The 19,291-nt window shown below is 61.4% G+C and carries 18 protein-coding genes; 9 read left to right on the forward strand and 9 right to left on the reverse strand.

What is annotated here, in order from left to right; genetic code table 11:
* Positions 1-107: 107 nt before the first annotated feature.
* The 4 genes from BS629_RS01385 to pdxA all read left to right on the forward strand — a co-directional run bounded on the left by BS629_RS01385 (position 108) and on the right by pdxA (position 4,721).
* Entirely contained in the window at positions 108-1,013 is a 906-nt protein-coding gene (locus BS629_RS01385) for a dihydrodipicolinate synthase family protein (RefSeq protein WP_018246671.1), read from the forward strand.
* A 13-nt stretch (positions 1,014-1,026) separates the two neighbouring features.
* Positions 1,027-2,211, forward strand: coding sequence for a sialidase family protein (locus BS629_RS01390; RefSeq protein WP_018246670.1), 1,185 nt, complete (start codon positions 1,027-1,029; stop codon positions 2,209-2,211).
* Between the two features lie 358 nt (positions 2,212-2,569).
* Positions 2,570-3,703, forward strand: coding sequence for an iron-containing alcohol dehydrogenase (locus tag BS629_RS01395; RefSeq protein WP_018246669.1), 1,134 nt, complete (start codon positions 2,570-2,572; stop codon positions 3,701-3,703).
* 31 nt (positions 3,704-3,734) lie between these two features.
* A complete protein-coding gene (pdxA, locus tag BS629_RS01400; RefSeq protein ID WP_018246668.1) occupies positions 3,735-4,721 on the forward strand; it encodes a 4-hydroxythreonine-4-phosphate dehydrogenase PdxA in 987 nt (328 codons plus the stop codon).
* A 13-nt stretch (positions 4,722-4,734) separates the two neighbouring features.
* Here pdxA and BS629_RS01405 read toward each other — a convergent pair whose 3' ends face one another.
* Together BS629_RS01405 and BS629_RS01410 are read right to left on the reverse strand one after the other, a co-directional pair.
* Positions 4,735-5,217, reverse strand: a complete 483-nt coding sequence (locus BS629_RS01405; protein WP_018246667.1) for an RES family NAD+ phosphorylase — start codon at positions 5,215-5,217, stop codon at positions 4,735-4,737.
* On the reverse strand, positions 5,214-5,645 hold the full coding sequence (locus BS629_RS01410) for an antitoxin Xre-like helix-turn-helix domain-containing protein (protein WP_018070805.1): 432 nt from the start codon (positions 5,643-5,645) through the stop codon (positions 5,214-5,216). Before BS629_RS01410 ends, BS629_RS01405 begins: the two co-directional genes overlap by 4 nt.
* A 170-nt stretch (positions 5,646-5,815) precedes the next feature.
* Between BS629_RS01410 and BS629_RS01415 the strand changes: the two genes are divergently transcribed.
* A complete protein-coding gene (locus BS629_RS01415; RefSeq protein ID WP_204339490.1) occupies positions 5,816-6,661 on the forward strand; it encodes an alanine--tRNA ligase-related protein in 846 nt (281 codons plus the stop codon).
* A gap of 113 nt (positions 6,662-6,774) precedes the next feature.
* Here the strand turns inward: BS629_RS01415 and BS629_RS01420 are convergent, their stop codons facing one another.
* The 5 genes from BS629_RS01420 to BS629_RS01440 form a co-directional block, all read right to left on the reverse strand.
* Positions 6,775-7,545 (reverse strand): ABC transporter permease, encoded by a 771-nt coding sequence (locus BS629_RS01420; protein ID WP_018246664.1) that lies wholly within the window; start codon positions 7,543-7,545, stop codon positions 6,775-6,777.
* Positions 7,542-8,330 (reverse strand): ABC transporter ATP-binding protein, encoded by a 789-nt coding sequence (locus BS629_RS01425; RefSeq protein ID WP_018446148.1) that lies wholly within the window; start codon positions 8,328-8,330, stop codon positions 7,542-7,544. The genes BS629_RS01420 and BS629_RS01425 overlap by 4 nt, the downstream gene beginning before the upstream one ends.
* 8 nt (positions 8,331-8,338) lie before the next feature.
* Positions 8,339-9,385: an ABC transporter substrate-binding protein gene (locus BS629_RS01430; protein ID WP_026188793.1), complete on the reverse strand. Its 1,047-nt coding sequence runs from the start codon at positions 9,383-9,385 to the stop codon at positions 8,339-8,341.
* Between the two features lie 52 nt (positions 9,386-9,437).
* On the reverse strand, positions 9,438-9,875 hold the full coding sequence (locus tag BS629_RS01435; RefSeq protein WP_018246661.1) for a VOC family protein: 438 nt from the start codon (positions 9,873-9,875) through the stop codon (positions 9,438-9,440).
* Positions 9,876-9,983: 108 nt separating this feature from the next.
* On the reverse strand, positions 9,984-10,847 hold the full coding sequence (locus tag BS629_RS01440; protein ID WP_026188792.1) for a helix-turn-helix transcriptional regulator: 864 nt from the start codon (positions 10,845-10,847) through the stop codon (positions 9,984-9,986).
* Between the two features lie 365 nt (positions 10,848-11,212).
* On the opposite strand from BS629_RS01440, the gene BS629_RS01445 reads away from it, so the two are divergent.
* The 4 genes from BS629_RS01445 to BS629_RS01460 all read left to right on the forward strand — a co-directional run bounded on the left by BS629_RS01445 (position 11,213) and on the right by BS629_RS01460 (position 15,852).
* The gene (locus BS629_RS01445) at positions 11,213-12,223 is read left to right on the forward strand and encodes a sugar ABC transporter substrate-binding protein (RefSeq protein WP_018246659.1); all 1,011 of its coding nucleotides are present in this window, start codon (positions 11,213-11,215) and stop codon (positions 12,221-12,223) included.
* Positions 12,224-12,288: 65 nt separating this feature from the next.
* Positions 12,289-13,839, forward strand: a complete 1,551-nt coding sequence (locus BS629_RS01450; protein WP_026188791.1) for a sugar ABC transporter ATP-binding protein — start codon at positions 12,289-12,291, stop codon at positions 13,837-13,839.
* Complete coding sequence (locus BS629_RS01455) at positions 13,829-14,848, forward strand: ABC transporter permease (RefSeq protein WP_018246657.1); 1,020 nt, start codon at positions 13,829-13,831, stop codon at positions 14,846-14,848. Before BS629_RS01450 ends, BS629_RS01455 begins: the two co-directional genes overlap by 11 nt.
* A 2-nt stretch (positions 14,849-14,850) precedes the next feature.
* Positions 14,851-15,852 carry an ABC transporter permease gene (locus tag BS629_RS01460; protein WP_018246656.1) on the forward strand — a complete coding sequence of 334 codons (1,002 nt, stop codon included), beginning with the start codon at positions 14,851-14,853 and terminating at the stop codon, positions 15,850-15,852.
* 38 nt (positions 15,853-15,890) lie between these two features.
* On the opposite strand, the gene glpK is transcribed toward BS629_RS01460, so the two are convergent.
* Positions 15,891-17,393, reverse strand: a complete 1,503-nt coding sequence (glpK, locus tag BS629_RS01465) for a glycerol kinase GlpK (RefSeq protein WP_018246655.1) — start codon at positions 17,391-17,393, stop codon at positions 15,891-15,893.
* A gap of 147 nt (positions 17,394-17,540) precedes the next feature.
* Positions 17,541-19,265 carry an ABC transporter substrate-binding protein gene (locus tag BS629_RS01470; RefSeq protein ID WP_018517728.1) on the reverse strand — a complete coding sequence of 575 codons (1,725 nt, stop codon included), beginning with the start codon at positions 19,263-19,265 and terminating at the stop codon, positions 17,541-17,543.
* Positions 19,266-19,291: the final 26 nt, after the last annotated feature.

The raw sequence follows: 19,291 nt of genomic DNA on the forward strand, positions 1-19,291 counted from the left end.
ATGGAAAAGTTCTTTGCACTCCATCGCGACAGACGAATGACAATTGGAATGCGCAGCCGGCCGGTTCGAACACGGATCCCCAGACAGGACGCGCCGAGGAGGGCGAAATGAGCCATCACAGGATTACAGGCGTTTTCAGCGCCTCCGCAACGCCACTGACGGCGGACAACAGGCCGGATTTCGCACTATTCACCGATCATTGCCGGCAGTTGCTGGCCGAGGGATGCCACGGCGTGGCGCTGCTCGGAACCACGGGCGAGGCCAATTCCTTCTCCGGAGCCGAGCGCCGCGCCATTCTGGAAGCAGCACTTGAGGCCGGCATTCCTGCTGACAGGCTTCTGCCAGGCACGGGCGTCGTCGCCATTCCCGAGACCGTGGAACTGACCCGGCACGCGCTGTCGCTTGGCGTCACCAAGGTGGTGATGCTGCCGCCCTTCTACTACAAGGGCGTCTCTGACGACGGTCTCTTCGCCGCCTATTCGCAGGTGCTGGAAAAGGTGGCCGACACGCGGCTCCAGGTCATCCTCTATCATATTCCGCAGGTCTCAGGCGTGCCGCTGTCCATTCCGCTGATCGGACGGCTGATTGCGGCGTTCCCGGAAACGGTCGTCGGCGTCAAGGAATCTGCCGGCGATTTCAACAACATGCAGGCGATCATCGCCGCCTATCCCGGTTTTTCGGTGCTGGCGGGCGCCGACCCGCTGTTGCTGCCGCTGCTGAAAGCGGGCGGCGCCGGCTGCATCACCGCAACCTCCAATCTCGTGGCGAATTCGTTGCGCACCGTCTACGACCACGTCCATGACGAGGCGCGCGCCGCCGACGTCGAGGCGGCACAGGCCCGCATCAATGCCTATCGCACGCTTTCCAATTCCTACGTCCAGATCCCGACCATCAAGGCGATGGTGGGGCTGAAGACCGGCAATCCCGTGTGGAAGCGCACGCGCGCGCCGCTGATGCCGCTCGGCGATGCCGACTATGCCGCACTCGCCGAAAGCTATGCCAAGCTGCCTTGAGGAGATCTCCGCCATGAGTTTCACCGGCCTGCCTCCGGAAGCCGTTCCGGCCTTGATGACCGGGGCCATCACCCCGCACCCCATTGTCGAGGGTCGCGCGGAGGCCTATCTGCCCTCCCCCTGCATCCAGAACCATGCCGCAAATCTCGCCTTTCTGCCCGACGGCACGCTGACCTGCGTGTGGTTCGGCGGCACGATGGAGGGCATGGGCGACATTTCGATTTACATGTCGCGGCTGACACTTGGCTCCGAGCGCTGGTCGGAACCTGAAAAGTTGAGCGACGACCCTGAGAAATCCGAGCAGAACCCGTTGATTTTCAACGCTCCGGACGGAAAAGTATGGCTGCTCTATACCTCGCAGACTTCCGGAAATCAGGACGGTTCTGTTGTCAAATGCCGGATTTCAAGCGATGGCGGCCAGACCTTCGGCCCGGTCCAAATCCTCTGCGACAGCCCTGGCACCTTCGTTCGCCAGCAGATCGTCGTGAACGGTCGGGGCGACTGGCTGCTTCCGGTCTTCCGCTGCGTCGGCCTGAACGGCCAGCGCTGGAGCGGCGATGCCGATACGGCAGCCGTGCTGATGTCGCGTGATAGCGGCGCGAGCTGGCGGATGCGGGATATTCCGGACAGTCTCGGCGCCGTGCACATGAACATCCTGCCGCTTGGCGGCGACGAGATGATCGCCTTCTACCGCAATCGTTTCGCCGAAAACATCCTGTCCAGCCGATCATCCGACGGCGGCGAGACCTGGAGCGCACCCGAGGCCGCTGACCTGCCGAACAACAACTCCTCGATCCAGGCCGAAATCCTGAATGACGGAGCAATCGCAATGGTTTACAACCATTCGAATGCCGCCATGTCGGATGCGCGGCGCCAGTCCCTCTATGACGAAATCGAGGGCGGCGAAGCTGAAGAGACCGCTGTTGTTGCGGGCAACCGACGCAAGGCCGTCTGGGGTGTTCCGCGTGCGCCGCTGAGCCTTGCGATATCAAGGGATGGCGGCAAGAGCTTTCCGCATCGCGTGGATCTCGATACCGGCGACGGTCTCTGCCTGAGCAACAATTCGAAGGATTCGCTGAACCGCGAATTCTCCTATCCCTCGATTGTCCAGGGCGGCGACGGCACAGTTCATATCGCCTACACCTATTACCGGCGCGCCATCAAATATATCAGCCTCGCTCCGCAATTCCTGCCGTAAGCACAGCGGTAGCCGGGAAATTGTAAACCTGCGTCCGATCGCTTGCGAAAAGATGCAAGATGCCAACGGCTGTGGGTTTACTGGCGGCAGAAATTGACAACAGGATCGGATTATTCGCCGCCGTGGCAAAGATGATGACCAGCTGTGCCTGAAATGCTGTTTTCAGCAATGCAGTTCTTATAACACATTGATATTTTTATCGATAGTTGCACGGCTACGCTAGCCTGAAGCGCGACAGATTGCGCATCGAAAGATAAAAAATTCCGCCTTTTGGAATGCTGGCTTGACATTGATCTTACAACTTTACATTAAAGAGGGCGAGGATATTGCCGCAAGATCTTGCAGGGAGGACTGGTTCATGGCCAGCTTGGATTCGCCAATCACGATAGTTCGGCCGCATCTGATCGAATTCGGCGTCGGCACGGCGGGAAAGCTCGGCAAATGGGCTGATGAAAAGGGCTATCGGCGCACGATCGTCATCTCCGATGCCTTCAACGCTTCGCGCATCGACGTGCTGGAGCTGAAGGGCGAGGTTACAGTCTTTGCCGACGTGACGCCCGAACCGGATACAGCCAATCTCGAAAAAGTCCTGGCGGCGGCAAACGCCGCCGATGCCGAGCTGATCGTCGGCTTCGGCGGTGGCAGCGCCATGGATCTGGCAAAACTTGCGGCAGTGCTTGCCGGCTCCACCCAGACGCTGCACGAGGTCGTCGGTCCGAACAAGGTGCATGGGCCGCGCAAGGTAGCGCTTGCCCAGGTGCCAACGACATCGGGCACCGGCAGCGAGGCCGGCATTCGCGCGCTCGTCACCGACCCCGCGACGATGGCAAAGCTTGCGGTGGAAAGCCTGCATATGTTGGCCGACATCGCCGTCATCGATCCGGCCCTGACCTTCAGCGTCCCTGCCCGCACGACGGCGGCAACCGGCGTCGATGCCATGGCCCATTGCGTCGAGGCCTTCACCAACCGCAAGGCCCATCCGATGGTCGACATCTATGCGATCGAGGGAACGCGCCTCGTCGGCAAATATCTCGCCCGCGCCGTCAAGGACGGCAACGATGCCGAGGCGCGTGCCGGCCTCTCGCTCGCCTCGCTCTACGGCGGTTTCTGCCTCGGCCCGGTCAACACCGCCGGCGGCCATGCGCTTGCCTATCCCCTCGGCACGCGCTGGCATGTGGCCCATGGCGCGGCCAATGCGCTGATTTTTCCGCATGTTCTCGCCTTCAATACACCGTCCGCGCCTGAGAAAACCAAGGCGGTGATGGAAGCGCTTGGGCGTGAAACCTCCGAGAACATCACCTCCGTCTTCGATGCGGCTTACGCCTTCTGCGCCGAACTCGGCATCGAGATGAAGCTTTCCGGCCTCGGCGTGCCGGAAACCGATCTCGACGCCATGGCCGACGACGCCTTTGCCATTCGCCGTCTGCTCGATAACAATCCGCGAGATCTGTCTCGCGCCGACATTCGCGCGATTTACGCGGCTGCCTTTTAAGCGGTAAGGTTTTTTAGAAGGAACTCGATCGATGGACAGGAATGCGAAAGTCGCCGTGACGCTCGGCGATCCGGCCGGCGTCGGCCCCGAGGTGATCGTCAAGGCCTTGGCAGCCCTTCCGAGGGAAGAGCGCCGCGATTTCGTGATCGTCGGCAATGTCGAAGCGCTGGAGCGCGCCGACCGCGTCACCGGCGCCGGGCTGCGTTTTGGGCCCGCCGATGCACCCAGTGACGACAGGATCGCCGTCGACGAGGTCGCGCTCGGCGCGGCCCTACCCGAGATCGGCAAGGTCAGCCCCGTCGCCGGCGATGCCTCGGTGCGCTATATCACCCGCGCCGTCGATCTCGCCATGTCGGGGCAAGCGGATGTCATCGTCACCGCGCCGATCAACAAGGAGGCGATGAACCTTGCCGGCCATCACCATGACGGCCACACCGGGCTTCTCGCGCATCTCACCGGCTCGAAGAGCTCCTTCATGCTGCTTGCCTCCGAGCGGCTGAACACCATCCACGTCTCCACCCATATCTCGCTGAAGGGTGCGATCGAGCGCGCCAAGACCGAACGGGTGCTCGCCACCATCGAAGCCGGCCACAAGCACTTCCTGCGGCTCGGTCGCAAGGCGCGCATCGCCGTCGCCGGCCTCAATCCGCATTGCGGCGAAAACGGCCTGTTCGGCACCGAAGACATGGAATTCCTGGCGCCCGCCGTTGAGCAGGCGCAGGCAAAAGGCATCGACGTCGTCGGGCCGATCTCGGCCGATACGGTGTTCGCCCGCGCCTATAACGGCGCCTTCGATCTTGTCATCGCCCAGTATCACGACCAGGGCCATATCCCGATCAAGCTCGTCGCCTTCGACACCGCGGTCAACGTCTCGCTCGGCCTGCCGATCGACCGCGTCTCGGTCGACCACGGCACCGCCTTCGACATTGCCGGCACCGGCAAGGCCAACCACGTCAACATGCTCTCGGCCATCGCCTATGCCAGGCTGATGGCCCGCTCGCCGCGGCGGGAGGTGTGAACCACCAACCCCATCAAATGCCGAACAAGCGACGATCCCAGAAGACGGGTTGGTGGAGGCTCGCGGTGATCGAGGGGAATTCCGGGTGGGCCGGGTTGATCAATATGTTGCGGTCGACGCGGGCGACGACGCTTGGCACCAGCAGGATGACGCTGCGTTTTTCCTGGTACCAGCGTTCGCCGAAAGCCTTGCTGACGTTTGCCGGCATGCTGTCCCAGCCGGGCAGCGCGGGCTCGGAGAAGACCTCGTAGCTTAGCCCACGCGGCAGGGTGATCGTGACATAGTGCTGGTTGGGCGGCAGCCGCCCGCTGCCATGGACGAGCTTTTCCAGCAGCGCGGTCGAATAGTGTTCGCTCGTGTAGATGATCGGGCTGCCCGAAGTGTTCCACCGCCCCGGCGCGATGGTCGAGCCGGTGGCGTCGAAGATCGGATAGGTTCCACTGGGATCTCCGATGCGGACGGATGTCAGCGTGCGGTCGAGATGCTGTGCGTTCACGCAGCACTGCCGTATTTCAGGCTTCCGAGGATATCGAGCACGAGTTCGCCGCCGATCTCGCTCTGGATGACCACGTCGATCGGCCGCCTGTCCTCCAGCATCGCATGCGGACGAAACAGGAAATCACGTGCCTCGGTCTCGGTCTGCCAGACATCGAGCGCCGATCCCCAGACGCGCGCCAGACGCGCGAGCTTTATGCCCTCGTCGGAAGAGAGCCGATGCTTGGACTTGCGCCGCTCATAGGTGGCCTTTGGAACGAGCCGGTATTTGAACTGGGTATCATCAGGCGCCAGGAGCAGCGCCATGCGATCAAGCGCCTTGACCGGCAAACCTTCCTCGATGCTTGAGAGCAGGCCGAAGGCCGAACGCGACGCCGGCTCCCTGGCGGGCAATCCGAGAACATCGGCGATAACTGCAAATCCCATCATGGTCATGGTCCTTTTCACTTGATGTTATATTTAGTCTCAAGTGAGACTATGATCAATAGCGCCGATCCGGCTTATCTCCGATAGCAGCGGATTGCCCTGCGCGCCGGAGACCTCTATATTTTCCGAAGGCACGAACAACGAAGGAGGTTGCCTATGTCACCGCGGGACGCCTGATCCAGCAATATCAAGACTTCTGCCTTTCCAAGGGCATTGATTTCATACGCATCGAATCCGTACGGCCGCATGACGATACCACGCTCTTCTGCAGCGCTGGAATGCAGCAGTACAAGCCCCTCTTCTCCGATCCCTCCCATAGTGGAACCGTCGCAAACAGCCAGGCCTGCCTGCGCATGGGCGACCTCGACGAGATCGGCGACGGAACTCATCTTCTCCATTTCACCATGCTCGGCCTTTTCTCGTTCAGGGAAATGACCGTCGGCAGCGCCATCGATTTCTGGCTCGAGTTTCTGGGAACGCTCGGGCTCGTGCCGGATCATGTGACGATCCATCCGGATCGTCTGGTGGAATGGACGCCGCTCTATGGCGGGCGTGTGCCCATCGTGCCGGATCCGGAATGCATGTGGAGCGATGGCAGCATCGGCGGATACTGCACCGAGTTCTATAAGGACGGCGTCGAGATCGGAAACATCGTCAATCCGCTTGGAAGCTGCATCGACGTCGGCTTCGGCCTCGAGCGTCTCGACATGATCGTCAACGGCACGCCGCAAGACGATGCGCTCGGAACGCTGTGCGAGACGGTCATGACAATCGTGGAAAGCGGCTACCGGCCGGGCAACAAGGAGCAGGGATACGTCTTGCGAAAACTGCTCCGTCGCATCCACAAGATGGGCGGCACGCTCGATCATCCTTTCTTCACAGAAGAGGTCGAGCGCCAGAAGCGGCTGCGCGCCAAATATCTGCGTCTGCGTGACCGGCATCCAGAGATGAGTCCCGACTGGTGGTTCGACACCCACGGCATCGATCTCTCCGACATCCGGGAGACCGCGGACGAGTAGCAAGGCGCAAGGCCTCCCGCAGAGAACAGCGGGAGGCCTTGCCATATCCTGGAAAGCGTCAGCGTTTCGGCCGCCTCCAGTTTGCCCAGGCCGCGTTCGTTCGCGCCGAGGTTTCAGCCTTGCCCCTGATGCAGCCGACGGAAAATCCGCTCGATCTGGGTGACAGCGGCAAAAAAGACGATGCCCGAGAAAGAGGCGAGCACGACGGCGGCAAAAAGCCTTTCCGCCTGATAGTTGAATGTCGACTGGATGATGACGGCACCCAGCCCCTGGTTCGAACCGATCCACTCCCCGACAATCGCGCCGATCACACAGGTGGTTGCCGAAATGCGCAGCGACGCAAAGAGTAAGGGGGCAGACCGTGGGGCGCGCAAGCGCCAGAAGGTCTCCCACCCGCTCGCCGAAAGCACGTGCATCAGGTCAAGCTCGCTCGCAGTCGCCAGATTGAGGCCCCGGGCGGTATTCACCAGGGTTGGGAAGAAGCAGATGAGAGCGGCGATGATGACCTTTGGCAGCATGCCGAGGCCGAAGATCAGGATGATGATCGGTGCGAGCGCCAGCACCGGGATGGTGTTGAAGAGCAGGACAACGGGAAAATAGGCGGCCTGGAACCGCGGATTATAGACAAAGGCAACCGCCAGGATCACGGCGAGACTATTGCCCAGGAGGAAGCCGAGGCCCGCCTCGCCCCATGTCGGGATCGCATTCGACAAAAGGAAGCGCCATTCGATGCCAAGCGTGCGCAGGATCGCCAGCGGCGTTGGAACGATATAACCGGGAATACCGAGCGCCGGCACCAGCCATTGCCAGGCAAGTACCAGCGAAAGGGCGCCGATAACAGGAAGGCCGATCGCCTCGGTGAATGACAACGGACGGTGCCTCATGCAGCCGAACTCCCCTGCTGCAGCAATTGGCGCAGATGGGCTGCGGTCTCCTGGACATCGAGGCTCTCGCGCCGACAGAGGCCACGCTCGTCTTTCAGCGGCGTAAGATCGATCAGCGCCTGGACACGGCCGGGATTGGCCGCCAGGACCAGCACGCGTCCGCCGAGATAGATCGCCTCGATGACGCTGTGGGTCACGAACAGGATGGTCGTGCCGGTCCGGCGCCAGACGTCCAGAAGCTCGTCGTTCAGTCGTTCGCGGGTGATCTCGTCGAGCGCACCGAAAGGCTCATCCATGAGCAGGATATCCGGCTCGCATTGAAGCGCGCGCGCTATGGCGACGCGCTGGCGCTGGCCCCCGGACAGTTGATGCGGATAGCGGTCGGCCAGATGCGACAGGCCGACCAGTTCGATCCAATGGTCGGGCCGCGGGTCGACCGATCGCGGGACGCTCTTCTTCCCCACCTGCAGCGGCAGCGCGACATTCTCCCTCACGGTCCGCCAGGGCAACAGCGTTGCATCCTGAAAGACGAAGGCGACCTCGCGCCTGCGGCGCGCCTCCGACGCCGTCCTGCCGAGCACCGACAACTGCCCGTCAAGCGGCGGAAGAAGATCCGCCACCGCACGCAGCAAGGTCGACTTGCCGCAGCCGGAAGGACCGAGAATGGTCAGAAACTCACCCTTGCCGACGCTGAGGTCGACGCCGGACAGAATGCGGGTCGTCTCGACAGCGCCGGCATAACCGACAGCCAAATCCCTGGTTTCGATGGCCGCTGCTTCAGGCAAATCCGCTCTCACGCAATCTTCGGACGGTCGCCCGCCGTCATGTCGAGTATCGCAGTCGTATAGCAATCCTCCAGCTTCGGCGCGCCGCTCTTGAATTGGCCGATCTTGTCGTAGACGGAAATCTGCTCGGCAAGAGCGGCCGGATCGAAGCTGCCCCAGCCATCCTTGCCGGTCGCTGCGTCGAAGCTCAGCGACAATATACGCGGCACCGTCTGCAGCTCCACGGCAAGATCGAGTTGCGGATAGGCCTCTACCGTCAATTTGACTGCCTCTTCAGGATGTTCATGCGTCCAGGCCCAGCCCTTGGCGACGGCACGCAGCACCTTTGCCAGTGTCTCGGCATGGCCGGTTACGGCATCGTCGGTGGCGAAATAGACGTTGGCATAGGACGGAAGGCCCGTGTCCTTCATCATCAGATCGATGCGGTCGGGGCCGATGATGGAAAGGGCCTGCGTGTTGGTGATCCATCCGGTCACGGCATCGACCTGGCCGGTCATCAGCGGCGTCATGTCGAAGCCGATATTGGTGATGGTCAGGCTCGAGGGATCGATATTGTTCTTCAGCAGAATGGCATCAAGGACATAACGGGCCGTCGGCTGGATGCCGATGCGCTTGCCGACCATATCCTTGACGGTGCGGATCGGCGCCTTGGGCAGCGAATAGAAGGCGAAGGGCGCCATGCGGAAACCGCAGGCGAAGATCTTGATCGGCACGCCGGATGACCGGGCAAGAAGGAGCTGCGCCGAATCCGAGAATTGACCGAGCTGCGCATCACCCGTGATCACAGGCGGCACCGTTGCCGAATTGGGACCGCCAGGGGAAAACTCGACGTCGAGACCCTCGGCCTCGAACAGGCCTTGCTTGACTGCGACGATATCGCCTATCTGTCCGTTGCTCATCAGCCAGTCATATTTGATGACGACCTTGGATGCGGCGGCATTCGATTGACGCGGCACGAACACGCTGATCCCTGCCGTTGCTGCAGCAAGGGCAAAGGCTCCGCCCTTCAGGACGGTACGCCTGCCGACCACGAATTGTTTGTCATCCCCGTTCATATTGCTTGCCTTCCCCTTGTTGGATTGTTGGACGACCGGCCGATTGCGCTTGCTATTGCGGGTCGATGTCACCAATCGGGCCGCCTGCGGACCACGCATAAATTTCCCAGAGATTGTCGTCAGGATCGGCGAAATAGACGCATCGCGCGTTCCAGACATAGTCCTGCGGCGGTGCGTGGAAGAGCACGCCCGCCGCTTTCAGCTCCGCATAGGCGGCATCGACCTGCTCTGGCGAGGCGAGCTCAATGGCCGCGCAGGCCTTGTGCGCACCTGGAGGGGCGCGGCGGCTTGAGACGCCGGTATTCTCGGCGATATGTTCGATCTCCCACAGCGCCAGCGTCACGCCCGCTCCTTTGAAATCGGCAAAGCCCGGAGCCCGGCGGCGAGGTTTGAAGCCAAGCCGGTCGACATAGAAGGACGATGCTTTGTCGATATCCTCGACCAAAAAGCAGATGTCGGTAATCGGATTGGTTTGCGCAAAAGCGGTCATATGGGGCCTCCTGATCGGAAAAGCCTCGCAGACCGCAGCCTCAAGAGATTTCAAATTCGTGCGGTTATCTTTCGCAAAATTGCTGATTTGCCATCGGCGGGTGCTAGCTCAAAGACGGACCGAACGCTGGTATTCCTTCGGGGTCGCCCCCATCAGGCGGCGAAAGACGCTGGAGAAATGCGCCTGGCTGGAAAAGCCTGTGGCATAAGCGATGTTTGCGAGCGTCTCCTTGCCATCGGCGAGGTAAAGTCGCGCCCGCTCGATCCTGCGTTCGAGAACGAAGCGATGCGGTGCCATGCCGGCCGCCCGTTTGAATTCCCTGCTGAAGTGAAAGGGGCTCATATGGGCCACCCCGGCCAGCTCCTCCACACTCAGATCGGATTTGCCAAGCAGGTCCTCGATGTAGTCAATCACACGCCGGAGATTGTCCGATGTCAGCGGACGATCGCCGACTTCGGGTTTGGCGCCTAGCAGCTTTACAACGCAGCAGGCGAGCGCCATCCCCAGATGCTGCATCAAAAGCGGGTCGTCGCGCCCGGTCTTCTCGGCGGCAAACGCAAGGGAGAGCGCCACCTGCAGCGTTGTCGGATCAGTCGTCGCGCTCAGCGCATCACTATCCCAATGCTCGGGATCGAAGCGAGAGCCGCCGATGCTGCTGTAGAGCGCAGGTGACTGGAAGATCGAGATATAGTCCGCCGCATCGCCATCGACTTCAAGGACGGTGGCGGCCGGTTGAAATCCCAGGGTGAACGGCGGCCTCTCAACTTTGCGGAATGCCCCGCTTCCAAGCCGATAGGCATATTTGCCGTGCGCCGTGCGGTTGATCGAAATTCTATGAAGGGAGCCCCTCGAAATCATTTGCCCCGCGGCGCTGCGATAGGTCTCGACGATCATGTCGCGTTGAACGAAGGCCTTGTAGCCTCCGAGGGATGGCCGGCTTATTGAGAAAATCTGCGGGTCGATGTCGGGCATTGTTTCATTCTCCCTAGCAGGGGAGAGGCAAGTTGCGCGCCAAGTGGAGCCAAGCTTCGCGCTGGATATCAACGTCGCAGCATAAAACCCGACGGTGCCCGTTAAATCCTGATTTTCCGCCTGCCGTCGCCCACACGGCACCACGGCCTGGCAGGAGTTCACCCTCGGCAAATTTGGTCGCATGCGCAAGAATTATGCAGTGCATGTTTCTTCTTGATCGGCCCGCTCGCGGGAAACCGCGGCCGGAAATGAGCGTTCGCTCCGTCCACTCTTTTCATCGGAAAGCGTCTTTTTGGAAATTCCTTTCTCCCTATTCTCATTAGTCTACTTAATTTATAGACATAACTGAATTGGAGAGAATGGTAATGAGCATTGAAAAGTCCGGAAGCGGTCTCGGAAGACGAGATCTGTTGAAACTGTCTGCCGCGGCCGGGGTTGCCGTCGCCGGTGCTTCGCTGGTCGGGCGGAAGCCGGTTCTTGCAGCCGAAGAGCAGTCGCTGAAAGGCAAACGCATCGCCATCAGCGCGACCGGCACCGATCACTTCTTCGACCTGCAAGCCTATAATGCCCAGATCGAAGAGGTAAAGCGCCTCGGTGGCGAGCCGATTGCCGTCGATGCCGGACGCAATGACGGCAAGCTGGTCTCGCAGCTGCAGACGCTGATTGCCCAGAAGCCGGATGCGATCGTTCAAATCCTCGGCACGCTCAGCGTCATCGATCCCTGGCTGAAGAAGGCACGTGATGCGGGGATCCCGGTTCTGACCGTCGACGTCGGTTCGACCAATTCGATCAACAACACCACCTCCGACAACTGGGGCATCGGCAAGGACCTGGCGCTGCAGCTCGTCTCCGATATCGGCGGCGAAGGTAATATCGTCGTCTTCAACGGCTTCTACGGCGTAACTCCCTGCGCGATCCGCTACGACCAGTTGGTCAATGTCGTCAAATATTTCCCGAAGGTGAAAATCCTTCAGCCGGAACTGCGCGACGTCATCCCGAACACCGTGCAGGACGCCTTCACTCAGATCACGGCAATCCTCAACAAATATCCGGAAAAGGGCTCGATCAAGGCGATCTGGTCAGCCTGGGACATTCCGCAGCTTGGCGCGACCCAGGCTTTGGCGGCTGCCGGGCGCACCGAGATCCGCACCTACGGCGTTGACGGCAGCCCTGAGGTACTCCAGCTCATCGCCGATCCGAATTCCCCGGCCGGCGCCGATGTCGCCCAGCAGCCGGCAGAAATCGGCCGCACCGCCATCCGCAACGTCGCCAAGCTGCTCGCCGGCCAGACGCTGCCGCGCGAGACCTATGTTCCAGCACTGCTCGCCAACAAGACCAATGTCGGCGAAGTCACCAAGAAGCTCGGCATCGGCTGACATTGAACCCGAGCGATCCGGTCGTCGCCGGATCGCTCGGAATCTGCCCGCCGGGAGAGATCGACATGACGGCCATTTCATTGAAGCAGCCGGTGACGGCACGCGACGACATCATCCGCTTTGAAGGCATCGTCAAGCATTTTGGCGGCGCGCAGGCGCTTGCCGGTGCGTCGCTGATCGTCAGGCGCGGCACCATCCACGGTCTCGTCGGTCAGAACGGAGCCGGCAAGTCGACACTGATCAAGCTGCTGGCCGGTCTCCATCAGCCCGATGGCGGCCGGATCGAGATCGAAGGGCAAACATTCGACAGGCTGACACCACATGTTGCCGAAGAGCTTGGCATCCACTTCATTCACCAGGATCGACTGCTGGTGCCGACCTTCACCGTCGGCGAAGCCCTGTTCCTCGGCCGGGAGCCGCGGATATCAGGCACGCCGTTCCTCGACCGCCGACTGATGCAGCGCCGCGCGTCTGATATTCTCAACGACTATTTCGGTATCCGCTTGCCGAACGCCGCCTTGATCAGCGAATTGTCGACTGCCGAAAAACAGATCGTGCAAATCACCCGCGCCCTCCTCAATCAGCCGAAAGTGCTCGTCTTCGATGAGCCGACGGCCGCCTTGGTGCGCCGCGAGGCCGATATCCTCTTCCGGTTGATCCGCCGTCTGCGCGACGAAGGCGTCACCATCATCTATATCTCGCATTACCTGAACGAAATCGAAGAGCTCTGCGACCACGTCACCGTGCTGCGCAATGGCCTCGACGTCGCCTCCCTGCCGATCGGCGACACTTCGGCCGGTGCAATTGCCCGGCTGATGGTCGAGCGCGACATCAAGGAGATGTTCCCGAAGCCGCAGGTGACGCCGGGCGAGGAAATCCTCAAGCTCGAGCAGCTGTCGGCGCCAGGGAAATATAGCGACGTGAGTTTTACGCTTCGCCGCGGCGAGGTGCTCGGCCTCACAGGCCTGCTCGGCTCCGGCGCAAAGGAATTGGTCCGCACTCTCTTCGGTCTGGAGACCCCGGCTTCCGGCCATATCGAGATCAGCGGCAAGACCACCCGTTTCACCAATCCCACCCAGGCAGCCGGTCGCGAGATCGCACTGGTGCCGGAAGACCGGCGTCGCCACGGCGTCGCGCTCGACCTCAGCGTCGAGGAAAATATCAGCCTTTCGAGCCTTGGCCGCTTTACGCGTTTCGGCTTTCTCGATCGCAGACGCGAACAGAGAGAAGTGGACGCTCTGATTACGCGGCTGCAGGTGAAGACCAACGGGCGTGATGCCCTGCTGCGCACGCTTTCGGGCGGCAACCAGCAGAAGATCGCCATCGCCAAGTGGCTGAGCCGCCGTTCCGAGGTCTATCTCCTCGATGAGCCGACGGTTGGCGTCGATATCGGCTCCAAGGTCGAGATCTATACGCTGATCGGCGAACTCGCGTCGCGCGGCGCCGGCGTCATCGTGCTGTCTTCGGATCTGCCCGAACTCATCGGCATTACCGATCGCATCCTGGTGCTCTTCCGCGGCCGCGTGGTGCGGGAATTCATATCGTCGGAGACCACGGCGGATGCGGTGCTGGCTCAATCGACCGGATCATCTGAGGGACATCGCCATGTCGACTGAAGTGGAATTCGCGCCTTCCGGTTTTTCCGCTGCTGAACCGCCTCCCCGCCCGGCCGGCAATATTGCGGCTGCGGCATTGCGCTTCGGATCGCTGATCGCTTTCGCCGCCATCCTGATCATCTTCTCGCTGACTGCACCCTATTTCCTCAGCATCGGCAATATCGGCAATGTGCTTGGTCAATCGGCCATCTCTGGTGTGCTTGCCATTGGATTGACGATCGTGCTGATCGCCGGCGGCTCCAATGTCGTCACCGGTGGCATCGACCTGTCGCTCGCTGCCAATATGGGTCTCAGCGCCGCCGTCTATGCGAGCCTGACGCAACTCGGCTACGGCGATGCGACGGCGATTGCCGCGACAATCTTGACCGGCGCCCTGATCGGCACGGTCAATGCCATTGCCGTCGTCTATGCCGGCATCGTGCCGCTGCTGGCCACGCTTGCCGTCATGAACGTCGTCGCCGGTCTGGAGTTGGTACTGACCGGCAATACCGTCCTGCCGGCCTCGACACCTTTCCTATCGGCGCTTTCCGCCTCGGATCCTTTCGGCATCCCGGTTCTTGCCTATGTGCTTCTCGGCTTCACGGCCGTCACCACGGCGATCGTGCAATATACGCCGCTCGGCCTGCGTCTCTACGCCGTCGGTGAGTTCCCGGATGCGGCGCGTGCCGCCGGTCTGCCGCTTCGCCGGCTGCTGGCTGGCGCCTTCGTCGCCAGCGGCGTCTCCGGCGGCATCGCTGGTATCCTGTCGGTTTCCTATCTGAGCGGCAGCACGACCGGTGCCGGTGAGATGCTGTTGCCCGTCGTAGTGACAGCCCTGCTCGGCTCGGTCTTTTCGCGCCGGCTGGTTCCAACGGTCACCGGAACGCTGCTTTCGGCCCTTTTGGTCGGCTTCCTGGTCAACGGTTTCCAGCTGCTGAACATTTCGAGCACGCTGGTCAGCGGCGTCCAGGGCGTCCTCATTCTCATCGTCGTTTCCGCGACCACGCTGCTGCGCCGACAGGAGGCCTGACTATGTCGCTCCAGACCCCTCCCCTCGCCGCCATCGGCCTGCCGCGTCTTATCGTCGGCGGCTTGGTGCGCTATGGCTTGATCCTCGCCCTGGTTGCGGTGTTTGCCGCCTTTTCCGTGGCAACGCCGACATTCCTGACGCCTGCGAACCTGCAGAGCATCCTCGTCAACAATTTCACGCTGCTTGCCATCGTCTCCATCGCTATGACCTTCGCCGTCGCGTCGGGCGGCATCGATCTTTCGGTGGGAACGGCGATGGATTTCGCCAGTTTCGCCTTCGTTTCGCTCGTCCTCGCCGGACAGCCGGTGGCAGTCGCCGCACTCGCGGGACTGGCCGCCGGAGCATTCGTCGGTGCCTTCAACGCGCTGCTGATTTCAGGGATCGGCGTGTCGCCGTTCCTCGCCACGCTCGGCACGCTGTTCATCGGCCGCAGCGTTCAGCAGCTGCTGACCAATGGCGGCAATCCGGTCTATCTGCCGCCGAACGGCGTGCCGGAAGCCTTCCGTTTCCTCGGCCACGGCACGGTCGCCGGCTTCCCGGTGCCGCTTGCCGCTGCCATCGTCGTCATTGCGGCCGCGGCCGTTGTTTTTGCCCGCACGCGTTTCGGCCGCGTCATCCTGTCGATCGGCATCCAGCCGGGCGTCGTGCGCTACTCCGGCATCGCCGCGCCGGCCCATGTCGCTGTGACTTTCATCCTGGTCGGATTGATCGCGGCAATCGCCGGCCTGATCCTGACGGCAACCGTCACCACCTACATCCCCTCCTCGGGCAATGCCTTTCTGCTGAATGCGATCGGCGCGACCTTCATCGGCACGACGCTCAGCCCACTCGGACGGCCGAATGTCGGCGGAACCGTACTCGGCGCGCTGCTGCTCAGCATCGTCGCCAATGGGCTACTGCTGACCGATCTGAACTTCTATTGGCAGCAGGTCGGCACGGGAACGCTGATCTTCGCCGTGCTCGCCCTGAGCTTTATCAACAGAAAAGCTGCCGACGGCGCTTAAGAGAAGCCGCCACTGCGGTCGTATTTGGGGAAGCTGTTCTACCCCACTGAGGCGTCGGAAATCATTCGCGATACGGCATTCTTCCAGCCGATGATCTTGGTCTGCCGCTCGGTCTCATCCATCGAAGGGCTGAAGCGGCGGTCGCAGGCCCAGGCCTGCGCAAAATCCCGCATGCCTGGCCAGATGCCGGCTTTCGAGCCGGCAAGCCAGGCTGCGCCCAGCGCCGTCGTCTCGCGGATCGCCGAGCGGTCGACGGGGTTTCCGGTCATGTCGGCCAGGCACTGCATCGTCCAATCCGAAGCCGCCATGCCGCCATCGACGCGCAGCACCGTTTCCAGCTGGTTGACGCCCCAGTCCTTCTTCATCGCCACCAGCAGGTCGAGCGTCTGGTAGGCGACGGATTCAAGCACGGCGCGGGCGAATTCTGCCGGCCCACTGTTTCGCGTCAGACCGAAGATGGCGCCGCGCGCAGCCGGATCCCAATAGGGCGCGCCGAGGCCGGTGAAGGCTGGGACGATATAGACCTGCTGTCCGGGATCGGCCTTGGCCGCAAGCACCCCTGCCTCGGATGCCTGACCGATGACGCCGAGGCCGTCGCGCAGCCATTGCACGGCGGCACCGGCGATGAAGATCGAGCCTTCGAGCGCATAGGTCGTTTCGCCGTCAAGCCGATAGGCGATCGTCGTCAGCATCCGGTTGGAGGAGGAAACACGATCCCTGCCGGTGTTCAACAGGGCAAAACAGCCGGTGCCGTAGGTGGATTTCATCATGCCTGGCTCGAAGCAGGCATTGCCCATCGCCGCCGCCTGCTGGTCGCCGGCGACCCCGAGAATGGGAAGCTCCACACCGAACAGCGTCTTGTCGACGCGGCCGAAATCATCGGCACATTCCCTGACTTCAGGAAGCATGGCGGCCGGAATGCGGAGAATGCCGAGAAGCTCCTCGTCCCAGGCACCGTCGTCGATATTATAGAGCAGCGTCCTCGATGCATTTGTCGCCTCGGTGGCATGCACGCGGCCACCCGTCAGATTGTAGATTAGCCAGCTGTCGATCGTGCCGAAGCAGACGTCGCCCGCCTCCGCCTTCTCACGCAGGCCGTCGACATTGTCGAGCAGCCAGCGCAGCTTCGTTCCGGAGAAATAGGGGTCGAGCAGCAGGCCGGTCTTGGCGCTGAACAGCTTCTCATATCCATCGGCCTTCAGGCTCTCGCACATTTCGGCCGTGCGCCTGTCCTGCCAGACGATCGCCCGGTGAAGCGGTGTCCCGGACCTGCGATCCCAGACGACCGCGGTCTCTCGCTGATTAGTAATGCCGATCGCGGCAATGTCGGCGGCATCAATACCGGCATCGACGATCGCCTTGCGCACAGTATCGACGACCGATCGCCAGATTTCGGCGGCGTCGTGCTCCACCCATCCAGGCTGCGGATAATATTGGGTGATCTCCGCCTGCGCCGAGCCGGCCATTTTCATGTCGCCATCGAAGGTGATCGCGCGCGACGACGTCGTGCCCTGGTCGATTGAAAGAATATAGCCGCTCATATCCGTCTCCGGCTCGCACGAAACCGCTCCTGCCGAGGACAGCAGGACGCGGAGGTTTCATGAGAGAAAGATTGTGGGTGCCACCGGCTTGTTGCCGGTGGCGGGAAGTGATGGCCGGAAGCCCCGTCGCTTCCGGCCGGGTCCGCCTTACTTCGACTGCCAGCTCTTGACGAGTTCGTCGTAGTTGACCGTGACCGGCTTTTCCTTCTCGTTCTCGATCTTCAGCTGCGGTGCAAGGTTGCCCTTCTTCACCGCATCCGCGTTCCAGTAAGCGAGATCATGCTCTTCGGCCAGTTTCGGGCCGATATCGCCCTGGACGCCCGATTTCTCGATACGGCCCATGACCTTCTCCTGCTCGCCGCAAAGAGAATCCATGGCTTCCTGCGGTGTCTTGGCGCCGGCAGCGGCGTCACCGATAGCCTGCCACCAAAGCTGAGCCAGCTTCGGATAGTCGGGAACGTTGGTGCCGGTTGGCGACCACTGAACGCGGGCCGGCGAACGATAGAACTCGATCAGACCGCCGAGCTTCGGAGCACGCTCCGTAAAGCTCTTGTCGCGAATGGTGGATTCGCGGATGAACGTGAGACCGAGCTGGCTCTTCTTCACGTCGATCGTCTTGGAGGTCACGAACTGTGCATAGAGCCAGGCAGCTTTCGCGCGGTCCGTCGGGGTCGATTTCATCAGCGTCCACGAGCCGACGTCCTGATAACCAAGCTTCATGCCGTCTTTCCAGTAAACGCCATGTGGGCTCGGTGCCATGCGCCATTTCGGCGTGCCGTCCTCATTCATAACAGGCAGGCCAGGCTTGACCATGTCTGCGGTAAACGCCGTGTACCAGAAGATCTGCTGCGCGACGTTACCCTGTGCCGGCACCGGACCGGATTCCGAGAAGGTCATGCCCTGAGCTTCCGGCGGTGCGTACGCCTTCAACCAATCGAGATACTTCTGGATCGAATAGACCGATGCCGGGCCGTTGGTATCGCCGCCACGCGCGACGCACGAACCGACCGGACGCGAGTTCTCGTCGACCTTGATACCCCATTCGTCGACCGGAAGACCGTTCGGCAGGCCCTTGTCGCCGTTGCCAGCCATCGACAGCCAGGCATCGGTGAAGCGCCAACCGAGCGACGGGTCCTTCTTGCCGTAATCCATATGGCCGAAGACCTTCTTGCCGTTGACGTCACGGCCGGTAAAGAATTCGGCAATGTCCTCATAGGCCGACCAGTTGACCGGAACGCCCAGATCGTAGCCGTATTTCGCCTTGAAATCGGCCTTGTTCTTCTCGTCGTTGAACCAGTCGTAACGGAACCAATAGAGGTTGGCGAACTGCTGGTCGGGAAGCTGGTAGAGCTTCTTGTCCGGCGCGGTCGTGAACTTGGTGCCGATGAAGTCGTCGATATCGAGGCCGGGGTTGGTAACGTCCTTGCCTTCGCCGGCCATCCAGTCGGTCAGGTTACGCACCTGCTGATAACGCCAGTGGGTACCGATCAAGTCGGAGTCGTTGACCCAGCCGTCATACAGGTTCTGTCCGGTCTGCATCTGTGTCTGGATCTTCTCGACAACGTCACCCTCTTGAATGACGTCGTGCGTGACCTTGATCCCGGTAATCGCAGTAAAGGCCGGAGCCAGAACCTCGGACTCATACTTGTGGGTGGTCAAGGTTTCCGAAACAACCTTGATGTCCATCCCCTGGAAAGGCTTCGCAGCATCGATGAACCATTGCATTTCCTTTTCCTGGTCGGCGCGAGAGAGCGTCGACACGTCGCCGATCTCTTTATCCAGAAAAGTCTTTGCCTCGTCCATGCCGGCATAGGCCGACCCGGTCATGGCCAGCAGCACGGCTGCTGTCGTCGTCAATAAATGCCTTCGCATGATATCCTCCCAGGGTTTTGCGATTG

Source organism: Rhizobium leguminosarum bv. viciae USDA 2370, assembly GCF_002008365.1.
In the GTDB taxonomy this organism is placed as follows: domain Bacteria; phylum Pseudomonadota; class Alphaproteobacteria; order Rhizobiales; family Rhizobiaceae; genus Rhizobium; species Rhizobium leguminosarum.

Bases quoted from the DNA above. Each gene is read 5' to 3' on its own strand.
- BS629_RS01385 (WP_018246671.1), top strand. From the start codon at position 108: ATGAGCCATCACAGGATTACAGGCGTTTTCAGCGCCTCCGCAACGCCA.
- BS629_RS01390 (WP_018246670.1), top strand. From the start codon at position 1,027: ATGAGTTTCACCGGCCTGCCTCCGGAAGCCGTTCCGGCCTTGATGACC.
- BS629_RS01395 (WP_018246669.1), top strand. From the start codon at position 2,570: ATGGCCAGCTTGGATTCGCCAATCACGATAGTTCGGCCGCATCTGATC.
- pdxA (WP_018246668.1), top strand. From the start codon at position 3,735: ATGGACAGGAATGCGAAAGTCGCCGTGACGCTCGGCGATCCGGCCGGC.
- BS629_RS01410 (WP_018070805.1), bottom strand. From the start codon at position 5,645: ATGATGGGATTTGCAGTTATCGCCGATGTTCTCGGATTGCCCGCCAGG.
- BS629_RS01420 (WP_018246664.1), bottom strand. From the start codon at position 7,545: ATGAGGCACCGTCCGTTGTCATTCACCGAGGCGATCGGCCTTCCTGTT.
- BS629_RS01430 (WP_026188793.1), bottom strand. From the start codon at position 9,385: ATGAACGGGGATGACAAACAATTCGTGGTCGGCAGGCGTACCGTCCTG.
- BS629_RS01435 (WP_018246661.1), bottom strand. From the start codon at position 9,875: ATGACCGCTTTTGCGCAAACCAATCCGATTACCGACATCTGCTTTTTG.
- BS629_RS01440 (WP_026188792.1), bottom strand. From the start codon at position 10,847: ATGCCCGACATCGACCCGCAGATTTTCTCAATAAGCCGGCCATCCCTC.
- BS629_RS01445 (WP_018246659.1), top strand. From the start codon at position 11,213: ATGAGCATTGAAAAGTCCGGAAGCGGTCTCGGAAGACGAGATCTGTTG.
- BS629_RS01450 (WP_026188791.1), top strand. From the start codon at position 12,289: ATGACGGCCATTTCATTGAAGCAGCCGGTGACGGCACGCGACGACATC.
- BS629_RS01455 (WP_018246657.1), top strand. From the start codon at position 13,829: ATGTCGACTGAAGTGGAATTCGCGCCTTCCGGTTTTTCCGCTGCTGAA.
- BS629_RS01460 (WP_018246656.1), top strand. From the start codon at position 14,851: ATGTCGCTCCAGACCCCTCCCCTCGCCGCCATCGGCCTGCCGCGTCTT.
- glpK (WP_018246655.1), bottom strand. From the start codon at position 17,393: ATGAGCGGCTATATTCTTTCAATCGACCAGGGCACGACGTCGTCGCGC.
- BS629_RS01470 (WP_018517728.1), bottom strand. From the start codon at position 19,265: ATGCGAAGGCATTTATTGACGACGACAGCAGCCGTGCTGCTGGCCATG.